Origin of the sequence: Exiguobacterium sp. RIT594 (genome assembly GCF_003339585.1) — a bacterium.
Classification (GTDB): domain Bacteria; phylum Bacillota; class Bacilli; order Exiguobacteriales; family Exiguobacteriaceae; genus Exiguobacterium_A.
On record NZ_QPKF01000003.1, the window covers coordinates 163,643 to 184,478 of the forward strand.

19 protein-coding genes and 1 riboswitch are annotated in these 20,836 nt (G+C 48.2%); of the genes, 2 read left to right on the top strand and 17 right to left on the bottom strand.

The annotated features are described in order from the left end of the window. Nucleotides 1-22: 22 nt before the first annotated feature. Complete coding sequence (locus DVG79_RS11975) at nucleotides 23-1,606, bottom strand: ABC transporter permease/substrate-binding protein (RefSeq protein ID WP_114596922.1); 1,584 nt, start codon at nucleotides 1,604-1,606, stop codon at nucleotides 23-25. Continuing rightward, a complete protein-coding gene (locus tag DVG79_RS11980; protein ID WP_114596923.1) occupies nucleotides 1,603-2,730 on the bottom strand; it encodes an ABC transporter ATP-binding protein in 1,128 nt (375 codons plus the stop codon). Before DVG79_RS11980 ends, DVG79_RS11975 begins: the two co-directional genes overlap by 4 nt. Nucleotides 2,731-2,936: 206 nt before the next feature. Between DVG79_RS11980 and DVG79_RS11985 the strand changes: the two genes are divergently transcribed. Beyond that, nucleotides 2,937-3,959 carry a LysM peptidoglycan-binding domain-containing protein gene (locus DVG79_RS11985; RefSeq protein WP_114596924.1) on the top strand — a complete coding sequence of 341 codons (1,023 nt, stop codon included), beginning with the start codon at nucleotides 2,937-2,939 and terminating at the stop codon, nucleotides 3,957-3,959. Between the two features lie 54 nt (nucleotides 3,960-4,013). Here DVG79_RS11985 and lysA read toward each other — a convergent pair whose 3' ends face one another. From lysA to DVG79_RS12045, 12 genes are all read right to left on the bottom strand, one after another. Then, on the bottom strand, nucleotides 4,014-5,327 hold the full coding sequence (gene lysA / locus DVG79_RS11990; RefSeq protein WP_114596925.1) for a diaminopimelate decarboxylase: 1,314 nt from the start codon (nucleotides 5,325-5,327) through the stop codon (nucleotides 4,014-4,016). 12 nt (nucleotides 5,328-5,339) lie between these two features. Beyond that, nucleotides 5,340-6,398, bottom strand: coding sequence for an alanine racemase (gene alr, locus DVG79_RS11995; protein ID WP_114596926.1), 1,059 nt, complete (start codon nucleotides 6,396-6,398; stop codon nucleotides 5,340-5,342). After that, complete coding sequence (locus DVG79_RS12000) at nucleotides 6,398-7,330, bottom strand: branched-chain amino acid transaminase (protein WP_114596927.1); 933 nt, start codon at nucleotides 7,328-7,330, stop codon at nucleotides 6,398-6,400. Before DVG79_RS12000 ends, alr begins: the two co-directional genes overlap by 1 nt. Before the next feature lie 25 nt (nucleotides 7,331-7,355). Then, complete coding sequence (gene dapD, locus DVG79_RS12005; protein WP_114596928.1) at nucleotides 7,356-8,063, bottom strand: 2,3,4,5-tetrahydropyridine-2,6-dicarboxylate N-acetyltransferase; 708 nt, start codon at nucleotides 8,061-8,063, stop codon at nucleotides 7,356-7,358. Then, on the bottom strand, nucleotides 8,050-8,796 hold the full coding sequence (dapB, locus tag DVG79_RS12010) for a 4-hydroxy-tetrahydrodipicolinate reductase (protein WP_114596929.1): 747 nt from the start codon (nucleotides 8,794-8,796) through the stop codon (nucleotides 8,050-8,052). The genes dapD and dapB overlap by 14 nt, the downstream gene beginning before the upstream one ends. Continuing rightward, nucleotides 8,793-9,674, bottom strand: coding sequence for a 4-hydroxy-tetrahydrodipicolinate synthase (gene dapA / locus DVG79_RS12015; protein WP_114596930.1), 882 nt, complete (start codon nucleotides 9,672-9,674; stop codon nucleotides 8,793-8,795). The genes dapB and dapA overlap by 4 nt, the downstream gene beginning before the upstream one ends. 19 nt (nucleotides 9,675-9,693) lie before the next feature. Beyond that, nucleotides 9,694-10,686 carry an aspartate-semialdehyde dehydrogenase gene (locus DVG79_RS12020; RefSeq protein WP_114596931.1) on the bottom strand — a complete coding sequence of 331 codons (993 nt, stop codon included), beginning with the start codon at nucleotides 10,684-10,686 and terminating at the stop codon, nucleotides 9,694-9,696. Between the two features lie 12 nt (nucleotides 10,687-10,698). Beyond that, complete coding sequence (locus DVG79_RS12025) at nucleotides 10,699-11,898, bottom strand: aspartate kinase (protein WP_114596932.1); 1,200 nt, start codon at nucleotides 11,896-11,898, stop codon at nucleotides 10,699-10,701. A 113-nt stretch (nucleotides 11,899-12,011) separates the two neighbouring features. Next, a riboswitch (Lysine riboswitch) is annotated at nucleotides 12,012-12,189 on the bottom strand. A 69-nt stretch (nucleotides 12,190-12,258) separates the two neighbouring features. Further along, nucleotides 12,259-13,629, bottom strand: a complete 1,371-nt coding sequence (gene argH, locus DVG79_RS12030; protein ID WP_114596933.1) for an argininosuccinate lyase — start codon at nucleotides 13,627-13,629, stop codon at nucleotides 12,259-12,261. Next, on the bottom strand, nucleotides 13,626-14,831 hold the full coding sequence (locus tag DVG79_RS12035) for an argininosuccinate synthase (RefSeq protein ID WP_114596934.1): 1,206 nt from the start codon (nucleotides 14,829-14,831) through the stop codon (nucleotides 13,626-13,628). The genes argH and DVG79_RS12035 overlap by 4 nt, the downstream gene beginning before the upstream one ends. Before the next feature lie 120 nt (nucleotides 14,832-14,951). Continuing rightward, nucleotides 14,952-15,380, bottom strand: a complete 429-nt coding sequence (locus DVG79_RS12040; RefSeq protein WP_114596935.1) for a GNAT family N-acetyltransferase — start codon at nucleotides 15,378-15,380, stop codon at nucleotides 14,952-14,954. Next, on the bottom strand, nucleotides 15,377-16,528 hold the full coding sequence (locus tag DVG79_RS12045) for an alanyl-tRNA editing protein (protein ID WP_114596936.1): 1,152 nt from the start codon (nucleotides 16,526-16,528) through the stop codon (nucleotides 15,377-15,379). Before DVG79_RS12045 ends, DVG79_RS12040 begins: the two co-directional genes overlap by 4 nt. Nucleotides 16,529-16,656: 128 nt before the next feature. Here DVG79_RS12045 and phnF point away from each other — a divergent pair, with 128 nt between their 5' ends. Further along, complete coding sequence (gene phnF / locus DVG79_RS12050; protein ID WP_012369386.1) at nucleotides 16,657-17,391, top strand: phosphonate metabolism transcriptional regulator PhnF; 735 nt, start codon at nucleotides 16,657-16,659, stop codon at nucleotides 17,389-17,391. 122 nt (nucleotides 17,392-17,513) lie between these two features. On the opposite strand, the gene DVG79_RS12055 is transcribed toward phnF, so the two are convergent. The 3 genes from DVG79_RS12055 to nagA form a co-directional block, all read right to left on the bottom strand. Further along, nucleotides 17,514-18,611, bottom strand: coding sequence for an LCP family protein (locus DVG79_RS12055; RefSeq protein ID WP_114596937.1), 1,098 nt, complete (start codon nucleotides 18,609-18,611; stop codon nucleotides 17,514-17,516). 212 nt (nucleotides 18,612-18,823) lie between these two features. After that, complete coding sequence (nagB, locus tag DVG79_RS12060) at nucleotides 18,824-19,582, bottom strand: glucosamine-6-phosphate deaminase (RefSeq protein WP_114596938.1); 759 nt, start codon at nucleotides 19,580-19,582, stop codon at nucleotides 18,824-18,826. A gap of 6 nt (nucleotides 19,583-19,588) precedes the next feature. Next, nucleotides 19,589-20,734, bottom strand: coding sequence for an N-acetylglucosamine-6-phosphate deacetylase (gene nagA / locus DVG79_RS12065; RefSeq protein WP_114596939.1), 1,146 nt, complete (start codon nucleotides 20,732-20,734; stop codon nucleotides 19,589-19,591). Between the last annotated feature and the right edge of the window lie 102 nt (nucleotides 20,735-20,836).

The window sequence follows — 20,836 nt, forward strand, 5'->3', positions numbered from 1 at the left end:
CCCGCCTCGGCTCTCTTTTGTTTTACTTTTTGATTAATCCTTCTTCAATTAAGAAATCACGTGCCACATCTTCCGGACGCTCTTTTTCGACATCCGCTTTAAAGTTCAGTTCTTGCATCTTTTTATCCGTGATCTTGTCTTTTAACAGGTTCAGGACTTCCTTCAGTTCCGGGTGTTCTTCGAGCGTTTCTTGACGGACAAGTGGTACGGCGTAATACGGTGGGAAAAATTCTTTGTCATCTTCAAGGACCGTCAGATCAAACTTTTTCAATAAGCCGTCTGTCGAGAAGCTGTCGATGACATTGGTTTTTCCGTTCGTCAAGGCCGTATAACGTAATCCACCATCGACCGGCTGAACATCTTTAAACTTCATATCCGGATACTTTTTCTTTAATCCCAAGTAGCCGTCTTCACGGTTCGCAAACTCAATCGTCGATCCTAAAATGAGGCGATTACTGACGCCTGCCATATCAGAGACCGTTTTCAAATCATATTTTTTGATGTCTTCTTTTGTCATCGCAAGAGCGTACGTATTGTTAAAACCAATTGGGTCCAGAACATCAACCTGGCTCTTTTCCGGGATCATTTTTCCGACCTTCTTATAGACGGCTTCCGGATCTGTTTCCAGCTTTTGTTTCAGGACATCAATCAATAACGTCCCTGTATATTCGACATAGGCATCGATTTCACCCGTTTCAAGCGCTCCATAGGCAACTTTTGTGCCTCCGAGATTGAGTTGGCGTTCGACTTCTAAATCGGTTTTATCTTCAATTAAATCGGCTAACATATTTCCTAAAATCAATTGTTCGGTAAAGTTTTTTGAACCGATGACGATTTTATCCGTTTTTAAGAACGAATAGGCGACGGTTCCGCCAATCAATAGGAAAACAATCGCTGCAATGGCAATTTTCTTTCCGGCCGACATCGCTTTCCGGCGTTTGCGGGCTTTATTCTTGATTCGACCGTCTGCCAGCTGAATGCCGTTTGGCGCGACAGAATATTCGATCCGACTGACGATGAAGTCAATCGCAAGGGCTAAGATACCTGCAGGAATTGCTCCGGCAAGGATTTGATTATTATCGACTGTCTGGATACCCGAGAAGACCAGATAACCGAGTCCACCGGCACCGATAAAGGCAGAAATCGTCATTAGACCAACAGCCGTCACGGCCGAGATCCGAATTCCAGCCATCATGATGGGTAAAGCAAGCGGAATTTGAACCTTTCCTAAAACTTGTCGTTCGGTCAGTCCAATTCCTTTTGCAGCTTCCAACATATCTCCCGGAATGCTTGATAATCCGGTATACGTATTTTTGACGATTGGGAGTAATGAATACAAGACAACCATGATAATGGCTGGTGTTGAACCGATTCCGATAAATGGAATCAGGAATCCGAGTAAGGCAAGACTCGGTACGGCTTGGACGACACTTGTTAACGCAAGGACCGGTTTGGCGAACTTTTGGTACCTGGTGATTAATATCCCGATTGGAATTCCGAGGACAACAGCAATGACAACGGCAAACACGGTTAACTGTAAGTGTTCGAGCAATAAGTCAAAAATTTGACCGGTATTATTTTGAACATAATCTAAAAATCCATTCATTGAACTTCCTCCTCCTGAATGAACTGCTCACTCAAGACGGAAAGCAAGCTACTTCTTGTAATTAATCCACGTAATTGTCCTGATTTATTTGTTACCGGCAGATAGCCTGTCTCTTCATGGTTCATGACTTCAAGTACATCGAGCAAGGAGTCCTGCTCATCAACAGCAACCAACTCCCCTTCCATGACGTCTTCAATCCGGACCCCTTTATCAGGAGCCGTTTGAATGTTCTTCAGTTTGACGATTCCCTGGAGGATACGATCGCGGTCTGTGATTAACAGGCTGTCGACTTTACGTCCCCGCATGATTTCAATCCCTTGCAACAGGGTCCGTTTCCCACTGATCGAAACAGGATCTTCAATCATGATGTCCTCTGCTTTAATGAACGCCGGACTGCTCCAAATCTTATTTTTCCCGATGAAGGATTCGACGTATTCGTCTTTCGGATGACGCAGGATTTCTTCCGGTGTATCAAACTGAACGATTTCCCCATCGCGCATGATACAAATCCGATCGGCCAGCTTGATCGCCTCATCCATATCATGTGTGACGAAAACAATCGTCTTCTTGACTTCTTCCTGGAGGTTGAATAACTCTTCTTGGAGGTCATTTCGTGTGACGGGGTCAAGCGCACTGAACGGTTCATCCATCAGGATGACGTCCGGGTCATTCATCAAGGCTCGGGCAAACCCGACACGTTGCTGTTGTCCACCACTGAGTTCACTCGGGTAACGATCAATAAATTGCTTTGGATCAAGACCGACCATTTGCAGCAACTCTTCCGTTCGAATATCCATCTGATCGTGGTCTTTCCCTTCAAGTCCGGCAATCAATTGAATGTTTTCCCGTACAGTCATATGTGGAAAGAGACCGGTCTGTTGGATGACGTATCCCATATGACGACGTAATTCAATCGTATCAGTCTTCATGATGTCCTTCCCGTTGACTAAAATCGTTCCTGACGATGGTTCAATCAAACGATTAATCATTTTTAAGGATGTCGTTTTTCCGCATCCACTCGGTCCGATGAATACAACCAGCTCGCCTTCTTTGATTTCAAGAGTCAGACCTTTTAAGACAACGTTGTCTTTAAATTGCTTCCCGACGTTTTTAAATTCAATCATTCATTTCCACTCCTTTTTACTATTCCCATATACCATATGTTCCCTATTCATTTCAGGACTAAACAATTATTTGAGTTTATTCCGTTTAAACTCATAATAATTCGGGAATTATTCCCCTCTTTTTTAGTTTTTTTACTCAAAAAGGGTAATAGATAAGTAGAGACAAGTGAGACGCAGTCATCCTGGAAAAAGGAGGCGAAGTACACATGCACGGGAAATGGATTCGGATCATCATGATAGTGTTAATATCGCTTTTTCCTTTCTTTAGTTACGGTTTAACAGCGGATGCAGCCAGTTCAACGTTTGTTACAAAAGGATCGACGACGAGTAAAGTCGTCGCATTGACGTTTGATGACGGAGCAGATGGCGGAAACATCACTAAGATTTTGAGCATCTTAAAAGCCAACAATGTCAAAGCAACTTTTTTCCTGACAGGTACCGGTGCTAAAAACCACCCGCAATTGATCAAGAACATCGCTACTGCAACTCCGACACATCAGCTTGGAAATCACTCTTACACGCACCCTGACTTTACGAAATTGACCGCCACCCAAATGACGAGCGAATTATCAAAAACTGAAACGCTAATCAAGTCATTGACCGGACGGACGACTAAACCGATTTTCCGCGCACCGTTTGGCGCGAGCAACAGTGCTGTCCTTGCCGCTGTCGGTAATGCCGGATACACGAAAACAATTCAATGGAACATCGATACTACTGACTGGAAAGGCATCAGTTCAACAGCCATTTTGGCGCGTGTCGTTCCAAACATCGTCCCGGGATCCATCGTACTGATGCATACAGGGGCTGGTGCACCCGGCACACCGGTTGCACTTCCATCGATGATTTCGCAACTCAAAGCCAAAGGATATAAATTCGTCACGATCTCCGAATTACTGAAACTGCCTCCAAGCGGCAGTAAAACGTATACGGTTAAATCGGGCGATACGCTTTATAAAATCGCAAACCTTTACAATGTCACAGTTGCCGCTCTCGCTAAAGCCAACAACATCACAAACTACAATCTGATCACTGTCGGGCAAGTCCTTGTCATCCCAGGGACAACCCCGCCTCCAACCACTACCGTCACCTATACTGTCAAAGCCGGTGACACGTTATATTCCATTGCAACGAAGTATGGCGTGACGGTCACCGCTCTTGCCAGTGCCAATAAAATCACTAACGTCAATTTGATTTCCGTCGGGCAAGTCCTTGTCATTCCGAAGTAACACAAAAGCGTCCTGGTCTTTACGACGAGGACGCTTTTTGAATGGTTTCAGTTCTTAAGACGACGGAATATTTTCCAGACCCAAATCACATTGGATCAAATCGTCGTACGTCTGGCGACGGACGACTTCACGCGATTCACCTTGATTAACGAAAACGATAGCCGGTCGTAAAAATTGGTTGTAATTGCTTGCCATCGAATAGTTGTAGGCTCCTGTCCCGAAGACCGCTAATGTATCTCCACTGACGGGTTCGGCCAGATCAGCCGATTCGGCGACTAAATCTCCTGATTCGCACGCTGCACCGACAACGGTCACATGACGTGTTTCTCCTTCAATCCGATTCGCGATGACAGTTTCGTACACCGCCCCGTATAAAGCAGGACGGATATTGTCCGCCATTCCGCCGTCAACGGATAAATACGTTCGCACACCTTGCACTTCCTTGATGGCACCGACCGTATAAAGCGTCGTTCCGGCATTTGCGACGACCCACCGCCCCGGTTCAATCCCGATTCGTGGACTATCGATCGCAAGACGTGCCGTCTCTTCATCGATGATCGACATGACCCGCTCCATCGTTTGTTCAAAATCAAGCGGTTGATCGTCTTGCGTATAGGCAATCCCGAATCCGCCGCCAAGATTGACTTCACTTGCGATAAAGGATGTCCGTTCACGAATTGTTTCGACGAATCCCATCATCGTCCGGGCTGTCCGTTCAAACAGTTCAATTTCCTGAATTTGTGAACCAACATGGCAATGAATACCGAGCAATACTAGATGTTCCGCTGCTAAAACAGCTTCGACGGCTTCCAGATATGAATCATCATGCGTCGAGAACCCAAACTTCGTATCAACACCACCGGTCTGGATTTTCGTATGTGCCCCGCCAATGACTTGCGGCACAATCCGAATCAATACCTGAACGGTTTGACACGCTTCTGCGGCAATTTGATTCAGCTGGGCAATCTCTTCATAATGGTCGATGACAATCTTACCGACACCTTCTTCGACGGCATACCGTAAATCCTGTGTCGACTTGTTCGAACCGTGGAAATAAATCCGTTCCGCCGGCACACCGGCTTTGCGGGCAATGAACAGTTCACCGCCCGTTACGACATCGATTCCAAGACCGTGTTTGACGACTTGCTGATATACGGCACCAATCGTCAAGGCTTTAGAAGCAAACGAGGCATACGTATTCGGATATTTTTCTAAAAAGGCATCGCGTACAGTCGCCAGACGGTCCGTCAATTCACGTTCTGCCATGATATAGAGTGGCGTCCCGTATTGTTCGGCGAGTTTTGTTGCTTCCACCCCGTCAATCTGTAGTGCATTGTTTTGTTCCGTCAAATATCGGCTTCCGTACATCTGAATTCCCCCTTATAAATAACGATGTGTCAAACGCCACGAACGGGCACACATCTGCTCCGAATTATTGGCTGTCCCGGTCCGGGTGATATCATCGATTTCAATACCATCACCGTATAACACCACTTTATCTCCGATTTCAACCGTCGAATCCACGGCAATGAACGTATGACTCATGAATAACTTACTGATAATCGGATAACGTTTCCCGTTGATGATGACGGGCAGTGAGGAACGCCCGCGAACGACCCCGTCCCCGTAGCCGACCGGCAGAACGGCGACACGAATCGCTGTCGGTGCCGTATACGACGTACCGTAGCCGACATGTTCCCCTGCTTCCACTTGACGAATCTCAACGACTTCCGTCGTCATCCGGAGCGATGGCACGAGCCAATCCATTTTTTCAATCGGTGAGTAACCGAACAGGAAGATGCCGGGCCGGACATAATTACAGCAAGCCAGCCGCGGATCATGTTTGACAATCGTCGCGCTGTTTTCCGCATGAATGTACATGAATGTGTGTTTCTCCTGTAACGGATTCCCGATTTCGAGGAATCGTTCGACTTGACCGTCATGATCGGCTCCCGGCTCATCGGCAAGCGGAAAATGCGTATAGAGACCCGTCAATATCAGTTCCTGCTCCTGTACGATTTCAAGCACTGCTAACGCTTCTTCGAGCGAACTGACACCAAAACGGTTCATCCCGACATTTATTTTTAGATGAAGTTCAATTCCCGATAAATCCGCCTGATGGCGTTGCAGCCAATCGAGCGAAGGAATTCCGAGCGCTATTCCATGCATTCGGACTTCTTTGAAGTGCGATGCCGGATTCATCGCCAGGACATAACTGTCTGGAAAATTCGTTTTGATTTCAATTGCTTCGTAGACTTCTGCCACTGCGAAATGCCGGACACCGGCTTCCATCAATGTAGCGACCATTTCAATCATTCCTAAGTTGTAAGCATTGTTTTTGACGACGGCAAAAATCTGCTTATTGGACCGGGCGAAAACCGATGCGACATTATGCCGCACCGCTTCCCGATCGATGGTAACGATAGTTCGTGAACTCATTATTCTGCGATGGCTGGTGTCACGTAAGTCAACCACGATGCATATTGTGGCAATTGACCCGAGACTGCTTGACGGTAAAGATCAAGTAACTCATCTGCGACAGCCCGTGTTCCGCCGTTGATGATGATATGATCAATTTCACCGACACTTGTGATTTCTGCAGCCGTACCTGTTAAGAAGATTTCGTCTGCAACGTATAACTCATCACGGCCGATATGACGCTCGACGACCGGATAGCCTTGATCCTGTGCCAAACGCATGATGACTTGGCGTGTGATGCCGTCTAATACTGAACAATCGAGTGAAGGCGTGTAGATTGTCCCGTTTTTCAACATGAACAAGTTGGCAACACTCGCTTCACTGACATTCCCGTTCATATCAAGAGCAATCGCCTCGTCAAATCCGTCGCGAAGCGCTTCTCCTTTTAAGAGTTGCGAGTTCATGTAGTTGGCGGCAGCTTTTGCCTGCATCGGCATCATTGTCGACGAAACGCGGCGATACGAAGCGACTTTTGCCCGGATACCGGCACCTTTGTCGAAGTATTCACCAAGTTCCCAACAAGAAATCCCGACGTGCACCGTCGTATCTTTTGCCATTAATGCCTGCCACGGTGTACCGAGGAAAACAAACGGGCGGATGTAACAAGACTCAAAGCCGTTTTTGGCGACAAGATCAATCGTCGCTTGAACAAGTTCTTCCACTGTATAAGGAATCGTCACGTGATAGAACGCGCAACTGCGGAACAGACGTTCAATGTGTTCCGTCAATTGGAAAATCGCTGGACCATCCGGTGTCGCATACGCACGGATACCTTCAAAAAATCCGCTTCCGTAATGAATCGCATGGGACATGACGCTCGTATTTGCCTCTTTTGGATCATGAAAAACCCCGTCTAACCAAATTGCTTCTCCATACTGTGTATCCACTGCCATGTGTTTTCCTCCTCTTCGACGTCAATCAGAGTGAACGTAAATCATCCACCAGTTGCGTCTTCTCTGCTGTTTTTGCATCTTTCTGTTTGATGACACGTGCTGGCGTACCAGCCACTACGCTGCCTGCAGGAACGTCTTCTGTGACGACACTGCCTGCTGCGACGACGGCATCTTTTCCGACACGAACACCTTCTAGGATGACGGCATTCGCTCCGATTAAGACACCATCTTCAATGATGACCGGTGTTTTTGAAGGCGGTTCAAGAACCCCTGCGACCACGGCGCCGGCGCCGACATGAACGTTTTTACCGATTGTGCCACGTGCTCCGACAACGGCGTTCATATCAATCATTGTACCATCTCCGATTGATGCACCGATATTAATGATTGCACCCATCATGATGACCGCATTGTCGCCGATGACGACATGATCACGAATCCATGAACCCGGTTCGATCCGGGCATTTAAATGACGTGTATCAAGCATCGGTACGGCACTGTTCCGGCGGTCATATTCGACGTGCACTTCAGTAATCCGGTCTGCATTCTCTTCTAAGAAAGTCGACGCAAGTCCTGCATCGGCGAAGAAAATTTTGGATTGATCCGTTCCGAATGCCGTCGCTCCTTCAATCGTCAGTCCTGCCAAATCACCATTGACGTACAATTTAACCGGTGTTTGTTTTTGAGCATCTTTAATGAATTTTGCAATTTCATAAGCATCAGTTAATAACATGTGAATCCTCCTGTGTGTAAAGCGTCTCCAGTGTATAGAGTCCCGCTGATTTTTGAATGAGCGCTTCCGCTGCCTTGATCGCACCTGAAGCAAAAACCTTCTTTGACAATGCCGTATGTTTGATTTCAATCAATTCATCGACGCCGGCGAATAAGACTTCATGTTCCCCGAAGATCGTTCCGCCCCGCATCGAGTGCATCCCGATTTCGTTTGCTTCCCGCTTCTCACGTGTCGATTCCCGTTCGTAGACGGGTGTGACATCCCGCAGATCTTGTATCGTCCGCAGTAACAGTTCCGCCGTCCCGCTTGGTGCATCGACTTTTTGATTATGGTGTTTCTCAAGCAGTTCGATGTCGAATGCTCCGGCGAGCGGAACAAGTGTTTTTAACAACTGTTGCATCATCGCGATTCCAAACGACATGTTATACGATTGGAAAATCGGAATCTGTGTCGAAGCATCGCGAATCGTCTGTAATTCCGCTTCCGAGAAACCCGTCGTCGCAATGACGAGCGGTGTCTTCGTTTTGATCCCGTAGTCAAGCAAGTCCGGCAAGAGACTCGGATGCGAAAAATCAATGATTGCATCGACCGACTCCGTCATTTCGGCAAGCGTACCGTAAGACGGGACCTGATCCGCCGTTTTCGTTTTGTCGATGACGGCGACGACAGCATCCGGTGCCAGTTCGTGAACGTAATGTCCGGTTGCGCCGTATCCGTGAATGGCGAGTTTCATCCAACCACTCCTTTATAACTCCGCATCGTCTCAAGCAGATGGGCATGTCCCGCTTCCGACTGACGGACGAGCGGCAGACGCGGTGCTCCGACTGCCAGTCCGATTTCTTCGAGGGCTGCTTTGACGGGAATCGGATTGACATCGCTGAACAAGGCGGAGATGACAGGCATCAAATCACTTTGAATCTGTCGTGCCGTGTCGTAGTCGTTTGCCAGTAATGCTTCTGCCAAGGCTTGCGTCTCAGCTGGATACGGATTCGACAAGACGGAAATCACACCTTGTGCCCCCCATGCCATATAAGGAAGAATTTGATCATCGTTGCCGCAGAAAACGGCAAAGTCGTTTGGTAAAGCGGTCATCAATTCACCCATGAAACTGACGTCACCGCTTGCTTCTTTAAACGCTTGGATATTTGGATGTTTCGCAAGTGTGACGGCTGTTTCGACGGAAATCGCAACCCCTGTCCGTGACGGAACATTGTAGAGCATGATTGGCAAATCGACTGCATCCGCAACCGCCGTAAAATGAGCAACGAGTCCTGCTTGTGATGTCTTGTTGTAGTAAGGTGTGACAAGCATCGCCGCGTCAGCTCCGAGACGGGCTGCCGTCTGTGTTTTTTCAATCGTCTGCGCTGTATTGTTCGTACCGGTCCCGGCAATGACCGGTACACGTCCGGCTGTCACACGGACTGCCGTTTCCAGTAATGTTTCAAACTCTTCATTCGTCAGCGTTGAGCCTTCGCCAGTCGTCCCTCCGACGACCAATGCTTGAATGTTTGCCGCGAGTTGTTGTTCGATCAGTTGTTCAAATACCGCTAAATCCAGCTCACCAGTTGAGTTAAACGGTGTTGCGAGTGCTGTTCCTGCTCCTTTAAACATATCGATTCCTCCCCGTTTCTTAAGAATGGATTGAACTTTCAAGTGCTTGACGCGCGACTTGGACAGCGTTCGAAGCGGCCCCTTTCCGGATGTTATCGGCGACACACCAGATATGGAATGTATTGGCGAGACTTTGATCCTGACGAATCCGTCCGACATAGACGTCATCTGTTCCGCTGGCATCAAGCGGCATCGGATATTGGTTTTGACTGACATCATCGACGAGAACGACGCCTGGTGCTTCCGCTAATGCGGCGCGGATGGCGGCAACGCTTGTCTCCTGCTCGAATGTCACGTTGATCGCGACAGAATGCGAATTCGTGACCGGAACCCGGACGCACGTCGCACTGACCGGTAACTCCGGTAGCTGGAAGATTTTTCGTGTTTCGTCAATCATCTTCTGTTCTTCTTTCGTGTAACCGTCCGGTAAGAACACATCGATATGCGGCAGGATATTATCATGAATCGGATGCGGATAATTGACCGGTTCTTCACCGCGGCTGCCGCGGGCTAAATCCTCGATTCCTTTTTGACCGGAACCCGAAACGGCTTGATACGTCGTATAGTTGACACGTTTCAAACCAAATTGTTGAAGCGGCGCCAAGGCGACGACCGATTGAATCGTCGAACAGTTCGGATTGGCAATCAACCGGTCATTTGGTCCGATTGCTTGCGGATTCACTTCCGGTACGACAAGCGGGATATCCGCCTGCATCCGGAAGGCGCTTGAATTGTCGACGACCAGTGTACCTGATGCAGCCAGTAGCGGCGCATACTGTTCGCTTATGGCTCCACCTGCTGCAAACAGCGCAACATCAATCCCGTCTTCCGTAATCTGTTCCGATAAGGCTTGAATCGTCACGTCCTGTCCTTTGAACTGGACGGTTTTTCCGGCAGAACGGGCTGAAGCGTATGCTGAAATCTGACGAACCGGAAAGTCGAGTTCCGCCAGGACTTGTAACATTTTTTGACCAACGGCGCCGGTTGCGCCAATGACTGCGACATGATACATATGATTTCCTCCTTACAGGTCGAATGATTTTGCGATTGCTGCGACGGTCCGTTCGATGTCGGCTTGGGCAATCGTATATGAGATGCTGATTTCTGATGTCGTGACTTGATAAAACGTGATGTTTTCCGCACGGAAAATCGCAAACAATTTTGAAGCGACACCGGTTGCATCCCGCATGCCGATTCCGACGACCGATAATTTGGCATGCTGGTTATGACGGTCGACTTTGACGGTCGGGAAACGGTTGATGATATCCTGCAAGGCTTCTTCCAAAAACTCTTCTTCGTCGAGCGGACAAGAGAAGGAGAGGAAGATGTCACTGTCAAACGTCGTCTGACTGATCATATCGATATTGACGTGGCGACCTGACAACAGTTCAAAGATATCCGCGACCGCTGAATTCGTCTGTGGAACGTGTTTGATTGATACCGTCAGGACGTTTTTCGTCACACTGACACTCGTTACTGCTTTCTGTTCCATCGTTTCCGTTGCCTCCATGATCCAAGTCCCTCTTTTCGATTCTAGTGTTTTTCCGACGAAGATGTGGACGCCGTATTTTTTACCAAGTTCGACACTGCGCATCTCCATGACTTTAGAGCCGAGCGCACTCATTTCCATCATCTCATCGTATGAAATGTGTGGAATCGGCTGCGCTGCTGCATGAATACGTGGATCTGCCGTATAGACACCGTCAACATCCGTATAGATCTCACAACGTTTATCAAGGACGGCTGCCAGTGCAACGGCTGTCGTATCTGATCCGCCGCGTCCGAGCGTCGTGACATCCCCCAGTTCATTGACCCCTTGGAAACCGGCGACGATGATGACATCATAGGTCTCCAGTTTTTTCCGGAGCAGTTCGCCGTCGATTTGTTTGATTTTACTTTTCGTATGCAGCCCCATCGTACTGATGCCGGCTTGGGCTCCCGTTTGCGACAAGGCTTTTGTCCCGAGTGAATTCAGCGCGATGCTGAGCAACGAAATCGTCTGTTCTTCTCCGATTGCAAGCAGTCGATCCAGTTCGCGTCGTTCCGGCCGGTCCGTAATCGCCTGCGCCTGCGCAATCAATGAATCCGTCATTTTCCCCATCGCTGATACGACGACGACTAATTTCTCCCCTTGATCCGTCCGATTCTTCAAATAATTCGCAATTGACTGAATCTGTTCGACAGTCGCAACCGAACTACCACCAAATTTAAGTACAGTTGTCACAATCCTATCTCCTTTTGTCCCGAAACAGAAAAAAACGACGGGCCGGTAGGAGCGTTCCTACGGCCCGTCGTTATCACGATCGGACAAACGATGACAGTGTCATTCGTTCTTTTACGTAAGATAGCGCTCCGAAACGTGGGTTTCGGCAGTACAACGGATCTTAACCGTTGTACCAGCAATCAAGAAAAAGCATTTTCCTGTTCACTTCGGCGGATTTCCCCTTTCACATCACTTGGCATGCTTGCCTTTGTAAGTGTTGCTACTGATGTCATCCGCGCCTCTATCTGTCGGTTGTTAGTTACAGTTATAGCAAACATTTTTTGTTAAATCCAGTGATTTGCCAAACTTTTTTGAATTTCATCATTTTTCAAGGTGCTTCTTCGCTAATGTGAGTTGTTCCCGGACGGCTGTAAAACCGGTCCCGCCGTAGCTTCCCCGTCGTGCGACGGCTTGAACCGGATCGAGCAACGGATAGACATCTTCCGCAATGACCGGATGGAACGTCCGATACGTCGACAGCGTCAAATCTTTTAAGAAACAGCCGCTCTGCACACAATGTAAGACGGCTTTCCCGACGATTTCATGTGCTTCCCGGAACGGAATCCCCTTTGTGACCAGATAATCTGCCAGTTCCGTTGCATTCGAGAAGTCTTGCATCGTCGCCTTCTTGAGCGCTTCTGTCTTAAACGTAGCGGATTCGATCATGCCTGTAAAAATTTGAACGGATTGTAACACCGTATCAGCGGTATCAAAGACACCCTCTTTATCTTCTTGCATATCTTTATTGTAGGCGAGCGGCAGAGCCTTCATCGTCGTTAGGAAGCCCATCAGGTTACCGTAGACACGTCCTGTTTTACCGCGAATCAGTTCCGCGAAATCCGGATTCTTTTTCTGCGGCATCATGCTCGATCCCGTTGAAAACGCATCAGATAACTCGATGAATGAAAACTCCTGTGATGCCCAGATGATGATTTCTTCGCAAAAACGTGACAAGTGCATCATCACCGTCGAAGCGATTCCGAGATATTCGATGACAAAATCCCGGTCCGAGACCGCGTCCAAACTGTTCGGATAGACCTGTTCAAACCCAAGTAACTCGGCTGACTTGAACCGGTCAATCGGGAAAGTCGTTCCCGCCAGTGCCCCGGCACCGAGCGGCGACATCCGGATTCGCTTTAAGTTATCCGTCAATCGATCGGCATCCCGTTCAAACATCCAAAAGTAAGCGAGCAGATGGTGCGCCAGTGAAATCGGCTGTGCCCGTTGCAGATGGGTGTAACCCGGCATGACCGTCTCGACATGTTGCTCCGCCTGTTCCGTAATGACGGATTGCAGGTTACGGATGCTGGTCAGGAGTTCGAGAACATGCTGCTCCATCCAAAGATGAAGATCGGTCGCAACCTGATCGTTTCGACTGCGGGCTGTGTGCAGCTTCCCGGCAACGGGACCAATCTGCTCCGTCAATAACCGCTCGAGATTCATGTGGATGTCTTCGTCAACCGTCGTGTAGACGTGCTGATCGAGTGTCGTTTGTAACTGTTTCAGCCCGGCTTCGATTTGTTTCCACTCGGTTTTCTCAAGAATCCCTTGTTCATGCAACATCTGTGCATGGGCCAGGCTGCCTTGCAAATCAACGGCTGCTAATTTCTGATCAAACGAAATCGATGCTCCGAAGGCCTCCGCTTGAGCGGAAGCACTTTCCGTAAAACGTCCGCCCCATAGTTTCGTCATTTTTTCACGCCTTCCTGACGATGGACACTGGCATGTGTCGCAATCGCAAGACCGTGCAATTTGATGAATCCTTTCGCTGCTTCGTGATCAAAGGCATCTTCTTTTGTATACGTTGCGAGTTTCTCGTCGTAGAGCGAAACCGCTGACTGACGTCCTGTGACGGTTGCGTTCCCTTTATACAGTTTGACACGGACTTCACCGGTCACGTCCTGTTGCGTTGCCGTCAAGAAGGCTTTAAGGCCTTTTGTCAGCGGTGCATGGAATAATCCGTTGTAAATCGTTTCTGCATATTGTTTGCTTAAAATCGGCTTGAAATGAGCGACATCTTTCGTCAACGTGATGGTCTCAAGGGCTGCATGGGCTTTGAGTAAGACTGTTGCACCCGGGCACTCGTACACTTCACGGGACTTGATGCCGACCAAACGGTTTTCGACATGGTCAATCCGTCCGACGCCGTGTGCACCGGCAATGATATTCAGTTCGGTAATCAGTTTCGCTAGCGGATACGCTGTCCCGTTGATCGAAACCGGAACACCTGCTTCAAAACCGATGATGACTTCTTCCGCTTGATCCGGTGCGTCTTCCGGTGCGACCGTCAAGGCGTATGCATCTTGCGGCGGCTCTGTCCATGGATTTTCAAGAACGCCACATTCGTTACTGCGTCCCCATAAGTTCATGTCGATTGAATACGGGCTGTCGAGATTGATTGGAATCGGAACATTGTTTTCTTTTGCATAAGCGATTTCTTCCTCACGTGACCATTTCCATTCACGAACCGGAGCGATGACTTCGAGCGACGGATCAAGAGCAGCAACCGAAACTTCGAACCGGACTTGGTCGTTTCCTTTTCCGGTACAGCCGTGGGCGACTGCTGTAGCTCCGTGGGCATGCGCCACTTCGACCAGTTTTTCAGCAATCAACGGGCGAGATAAAGCGGAAATCAACGGATACGCTCCTTCGTAATGCGCACCGTACTGAAGGGCCGGCAAAACAAAGTCATTTGCAAATTCGTCTTTGACATCAAGAACAATCGATTCGATTGCTCCGACAAGTAACGCTTTTTCTTTGATGACTGACAAATCTTTTCCTTCGCCGACATCCATGCATAATGCGACGACGTCATAATCCTTGCTCAACCATTTGATGGCGACTGAAGTATCCAGTCCACCCGAATACGCTAAAATCAATTTTTGTTTTGTCATTCTTATTTCCTCCTTGAATTCGACTGTATCTGTCTGTATAAAAATTCACTATGGATTATATATATACATAGACTTTCAAAAAAAGAAACCCTTTTTTCAGGATTTCTTAAAAAATCAGCGTTAAATTTTTTTCTCCATCGTCCGGTGCGGGATGCCCGCATCGTCAAATTCATCGGAAACAATTGCATAACCAAGCCCTTGATAAAATGGGATTGCCTGGACCTGGGCACCGAGTGTCAAAATCGTCCGCCCTTCCCGGCGGGCAATCCGTTCCATCGCCTGCATCAGTTCGCCACCGTATCCTTTTCCTCTTGTCGCAGCAAGGGTCGCGACGCGTTCGACCTTCATCCGTTGCTCATCATACGGACGCGTCCGCCCCGTTGCGACAGGACGATTCTGCTCATCGAGGACGAGCAGATGAATCGCTGTTTCATCGTGTGTATCATATTCCAAATGGCGGGGAACCCCTTGTTCCTCGACAAAAACCCGTTCCCGGATCATTCGGACCGCTTGTTGCTGTTCGGCTGTTTTCACTTGAATCACTGTCATGTATGTAATTCCTCCTTTAATGCTTCTACATAAGCTTGTGCCTCTTCATACGTTTGGAATACTGCCTGGGCGTTGTTTTCACTTCCGCCGCCACGTCCATTAAACTGCTTAAGATGAGTTTTGGCAAATTGTCCAAGATGAATCGAGCCGGTGCTGCACATGAATAATTTTTTAGCTGTCTCGTTCCAGATGAATCCTGTCCGCCCTGCTTCGGCCAATGCCTTAAGAAGTTTTTCCGAGAAACGGATGTCTTCCTGATCATGTCGCACGGTGAGGACCGGTTCGTCCGTCGCCAGAAGTTCTTTTAAGACCGCTTTGACATGAGCATCTTCAGTCTGTCCGATTTGACGGTTCAGACGCACCTGCTCCTGTTTCAGTTCCTCGACGACGAGATGAACCTGATCTTTTTTAGCTGATAATGCACGGGCCGTTTCTGCTAAAACACGCCGTTCCGTCGTCAGTAATCGAAACGCCCGGTCTTTCGCTACATATGCCAAGCGGATATTTCCTCGAACCTTCTCCAGTCCTGTGAATAAAATCAGTTCCAGTTCCGATGTCGAGGCCAGATGTGTCCCTCCGCAGGCACTATAATCGAGTTCACCGATTTGAACGACGCGGATTTTCCCGGTTACTTGAGGGGTCTTTCGTAAAGGTAACCGGAGTGCCGCTTCTTCTGTATACTCTGTCGCCGTGATTAGGAGGTTGGCTTGAATCACCGTCCGCAACCGTTCCTCCAGTCGACTTTGAAGGGCGTCGTCCCATGCGTCAAGATCGAGATCAAGTGTCGATTCTTCCGTACCGGTCCGGAAACTGATTGTCTTGATTTGGAACTCGTCCTGAAGAATCGCGGAAATGACATGTTGCGCCGTATGTTGCGCTGCATGGTCCGTTCGAATGACATCATCGACTTCACCTTGTACTTCGGATTTAAGAAGCGGACTTTCGAGGCGATGCCAGACCTGTCCGTCTTCAAGTTGAACATCCAATACGGGAATACCGTTCAGTGTGCCACGATCGGCAGGCTGTCCCCCACTCTCCGGATAAAAGTAACTTTGTTGCAGTGTCACCCAGTGTCCCTGCTCTTCTTTCGTACCCGTCACGATTGATTCGAAGGTCCGGACGTCCGGATAAATTTGCTCTGAACGCATCTTCATTCCACCTTTTTTGTACTGAATTTGCTTCTATTATGACACAAATCACTTACAATCGTTTGTCGACATCTTCATTTCCTAGTACACTAGATGAAAGACTATCGACCGCGAAGGGACGAAATGCCGTGATTCAGCACATCAATAAAAATTCACCACTTCCAATCTACTACCAAATTGAGGCTGCCTTAAAGCAACAAATCGAAGAAGGTCTATTACAACCGGGCGATTTGATTCCCTCAGAACGCGAATTCGCCGAGGCCCATCAAATCAGCCGGATGACTGTCCGTCAAGCCATCTCGAACCTCGTCAACGCCGGTTATCTGATTCGTCAAAAAGGACGCGGTACATTCGTTGCCAATAAAAAAATCGTCATGCAACTATCTGGTTTGACCAGTTTTTCTGAAGAGATGGAACATCTTGGATTGGAACCGGCAAGTGAATTGTTGTCCTACCAGACGATTGCTGCTGAAATGACAATCGCGAATAAACTTGGTATTCGTGAAGGAGCCAAAATCTATGAATTAAAACGGTTACGGATTGCAAACGAACAACCGCTTGCGCTCGAAACGGTCTACATCCCGGAACAGTTGTTGCCGGGATTGAATCAGGACGTCGCCATCACGTCCCTTTATGCCTTTGCTGAAGCCAGCGGACTCAACCTTGGCCGTGCCAGTCAGACTTTCGAATCACGCCTCGCGACAAAAGAAGAAGCGCAACATCTCGGTCTGTCGGTCAGTTCACCGGTTTTGTCCGTCGAGCAGCTGACTTTCCTTGCCACCGATCAACCGTTTGAATATGTCATCTCTGCTTATCGCGGCGACCGGTATACGTTCACGGTCGAAATGGAACGGCAACGCTGAGACTGATTTGAAATCAGAAGAAATCCCCTTTCTTTTTTCGAGCAAAAAAGCACACATTTCAAGATACTTTTCAAGAAAGTATCTGAAACGTGTGCTTTTTTAGGCTCATCCGTCTGAAACAGTTATTGAACGGGTTGCTCGACTGTCGTCGAATCCGTTTCTTCCGGTGTGCTTGTCTCTTCTTTTATGGGTGAAACTTCTTGTCCTTGCATCGCCTTGGTCAAATTGGCTTTGACACGATCAAGTTGATTCGGGTCCAGATGATATTCCCATTTCCCGCTGATGCCGATGTATCCTTCACCTGCGAGCTGGTATTCTGTCGTATTACGTAAAGCCGTCGTAAAATCAGCTAAACGAAGATAATCATTTGGTCCTAAGTTCGTTTCGACATTGTCTCCGACAGCGTCTAAGATATCACGGTACGCACCAAGCGAACGGAAGCTTGCGGCTTCTTTCGCAACAGCTTGAATGACCTGCATCTGCTTTTGCCCTCGACCGATATCACCGAGTGGATCATCATGGCGATTTCGAACGTAAGCGAGTGCCTGTTCTCCACTCAAATGCTGCATACCCTTCGGAACGGTAATCGTTCCTGCTTTACGCGCCGAATCCTGTTCCTTGAACGCATAACGGACATCGATATCGACTCCGTCCAGTGCATCAATCAACTGAACGAATCCTTGGAAGTTAACTTTAACGACATGGTTGATTTCAATGCCGAGCAGATTTTCCGTCGTCTCACGCGCCAGTTTGATTCCGTTGTATGAACTCGATTTGTCCATCGAACCGAAATAATGCGCATGGGTGATTTTATCCTGCTCGATACCTGTTTTCCCGTATGGCACATCATATTTGGAATAATCAATGTTGACGAGTGAATCCCGCGGAATACTCGTCAGTACCAATTGTTCTGTCTTTTTATTCAAGACACCGACAATCATGACATCTGATCGTGCCGGTTCCTTGCGTTCTTTGCTGGCTTTCGTCTCATCCGTTCCTAAAATCAAAAAAGATTCGGACGGGACATCATCATATTTCGAACTGACTTTCGAACCCGGAATGTTGATTTGTGTTCTCGCCAGTGTTTCCTGTGTTTTTATGAAAACCGCTCCCGCATAACCGGAACCGATGACGGTCAAAAGTAATAACAAGGCAGCAATCACTTTGATGAACATCTTGCCAGCACTCGGTTGCCTCTTTCTTGCTGATCTCGTCTGCATCTGTAAGCCCTCATTTTCATGTAAATTTTCTGTAAAGTTCACTATTCTCCATTATCCCGACTTTTATTAAAATGTCAATTTACGATTCGATTAAGATGATGTGATTTCACTGTTTTTGCGATGGAACAGCTAAAGCAAAATTAAATACAAAACCCGCCTCTTGAGAAGAACGGTCTAAAGCAGTCCGGTCTCATCAAAGACGAGTTGTTGTTTCATTTCATGAAGTTGGTATAGGCAGCTCGGCCTGTACGTTTTGCTTCCTCCGATAACAAGCTTGCGGCTTCTTCGTCAAGGACAACCATCACATCGGCGTGACGTTGTAAAATCGTCGCCGGGCAAGCAGTCGTTGCCGGACCCTCCATCATGTCGCGAATCGCCTCTGCTTTTCGCTCGCTTGAAGCGACTAATAAAATCTTCTTCGCTTCCATGATTGTTCCGATGCCCATCGTGATTGCTTCAGTCGGCACATCCTCCAACCGGTCAAAAAAACGTTGATTGGCAATCCGGGTCGACTCGGTCAGCTCGGTTACATGTGTTTTGGCATCAAACGGTGTACCGGGTTCATTGAATGCGATATGACCGTTCGAACCGATGCCGAGCAGTTGAATGTCGATTCCTAGTTTCCGAACCAGTTCTTCATACCGCGCACTCTCTTGACTTGGATCAACTGTATTTCCAATCGGTACATACGATTCTTTGAAGTCGACCGCATCAAACAAATGCTCCTGCATGAACGTATGATAACTGTGCGGGTGATCCGGACTCAGTCCGACGTATTCGTCCAAATTGACGGTCGTCACATGCCGGCAATCGACTTGATCCTTGCGCCATTCTTCATATACACCGAGCGGAGAGCTGCCTGTCGCCAGTCCGATCGTCAATCCTTCCGGGTGTCTTACAATCTCCTGTTTGAGCAGTTGATACGAGACATTAGCCAATTCTTCTGCTTTTTCTACAATCATCCATTTCATCAGTTGTTACCCCTTTCCGTTTGTAAATCGGTGCACTTCTCCGCGGTGAACGGTTTGTTCGACTTTCAAGTCTGCCGTTAATACGACAAAGTCCGCATCCTTGCCCTGCTCGAGTCGTCCTTTATGTGTTAAGCCAAATTCTTCTGCCTGGTTGATCGAAGTCATCTGTACTGCTTGTTCGAGTGAACAGCCGGTAAAGGTGATGATATTGCGTAACGCCTGATCCATCGTCAGGACACTGCCTGCTAAGTTCCCGCTTTCAAGACGCGCGGCTCCGTCCTTGACGTGCACGGTCTGTCCGCCGAGTTCATATTCTCCGTCCGACAATCCCTTCGCTCGCATCGCATCGGTGATGACTGTCAAACGGTCTGGTCCTTTCATCCGGTAAGCGAATTCGACCATCTCTTTCGAACTATGAATCCCGTCTGGAATGATTTCCGCGTATACCGATCGTTCGAGGAGACAATATCCGACTGTCCCCGGTTCCCGGTGATGCAAGGCGCGCATTTGATTATAGAGATGCGTCCCGTGGCTGACATTACCTAAATGATTTTGATCGAATGTCGCATCGGTATGTCCGGCAGACGGAATCGCACCCGTCTCTCGGACCACCGCTTCAAAGTCACGGGCACCCGACCGCTCCGGAGCGTATGTGACCAGTTTGATCTGATTTCCGGATGCCTGTTGCCATTTTAAAAATTGATCCGCATCCGGTTCGACGATGTATTCCAACGGTTGGGCTCCGGCATAGTCCGGATTAATGAACGGTCCTTCTAAATGAATCCCTTCAATCATGGTCTGCCGGGAATTGATGACGTCCCGTGTGACTTCTAGTGCCCGCGTAATCTGGTCCCAGTCTTGGGTAATCGTCGTCGCAAAAAAAGACGTGACACCTTCCGCAAGCATCGCTTTACTCAACCGGTGCATCGCTTCCGCATTCGCATCCATCGTGTCGACATCATATCCACCGTGGATATGAACATCAATCATCCCTGGAATCAGTCGTTTTCCTTTAAGATCGATGACGACTTCGTCGCGTGGTGTATAATCTGACATCTTCCCGATTTCTTGGATAGTCTCTTCAAAACGGATGAATCCGTCTTGAATGACAGTATGTCCCGTATAAATTTCTGCATGAATCATGCTTGGCATCTTGTTTCTTCCTTTCTCTTTTTGATTCCGACAAGTGTTGGTTCTTCACCATTAGTATACCGTTGTTGATTCTAGTTGTATAGACCTTTATACATTTAATCA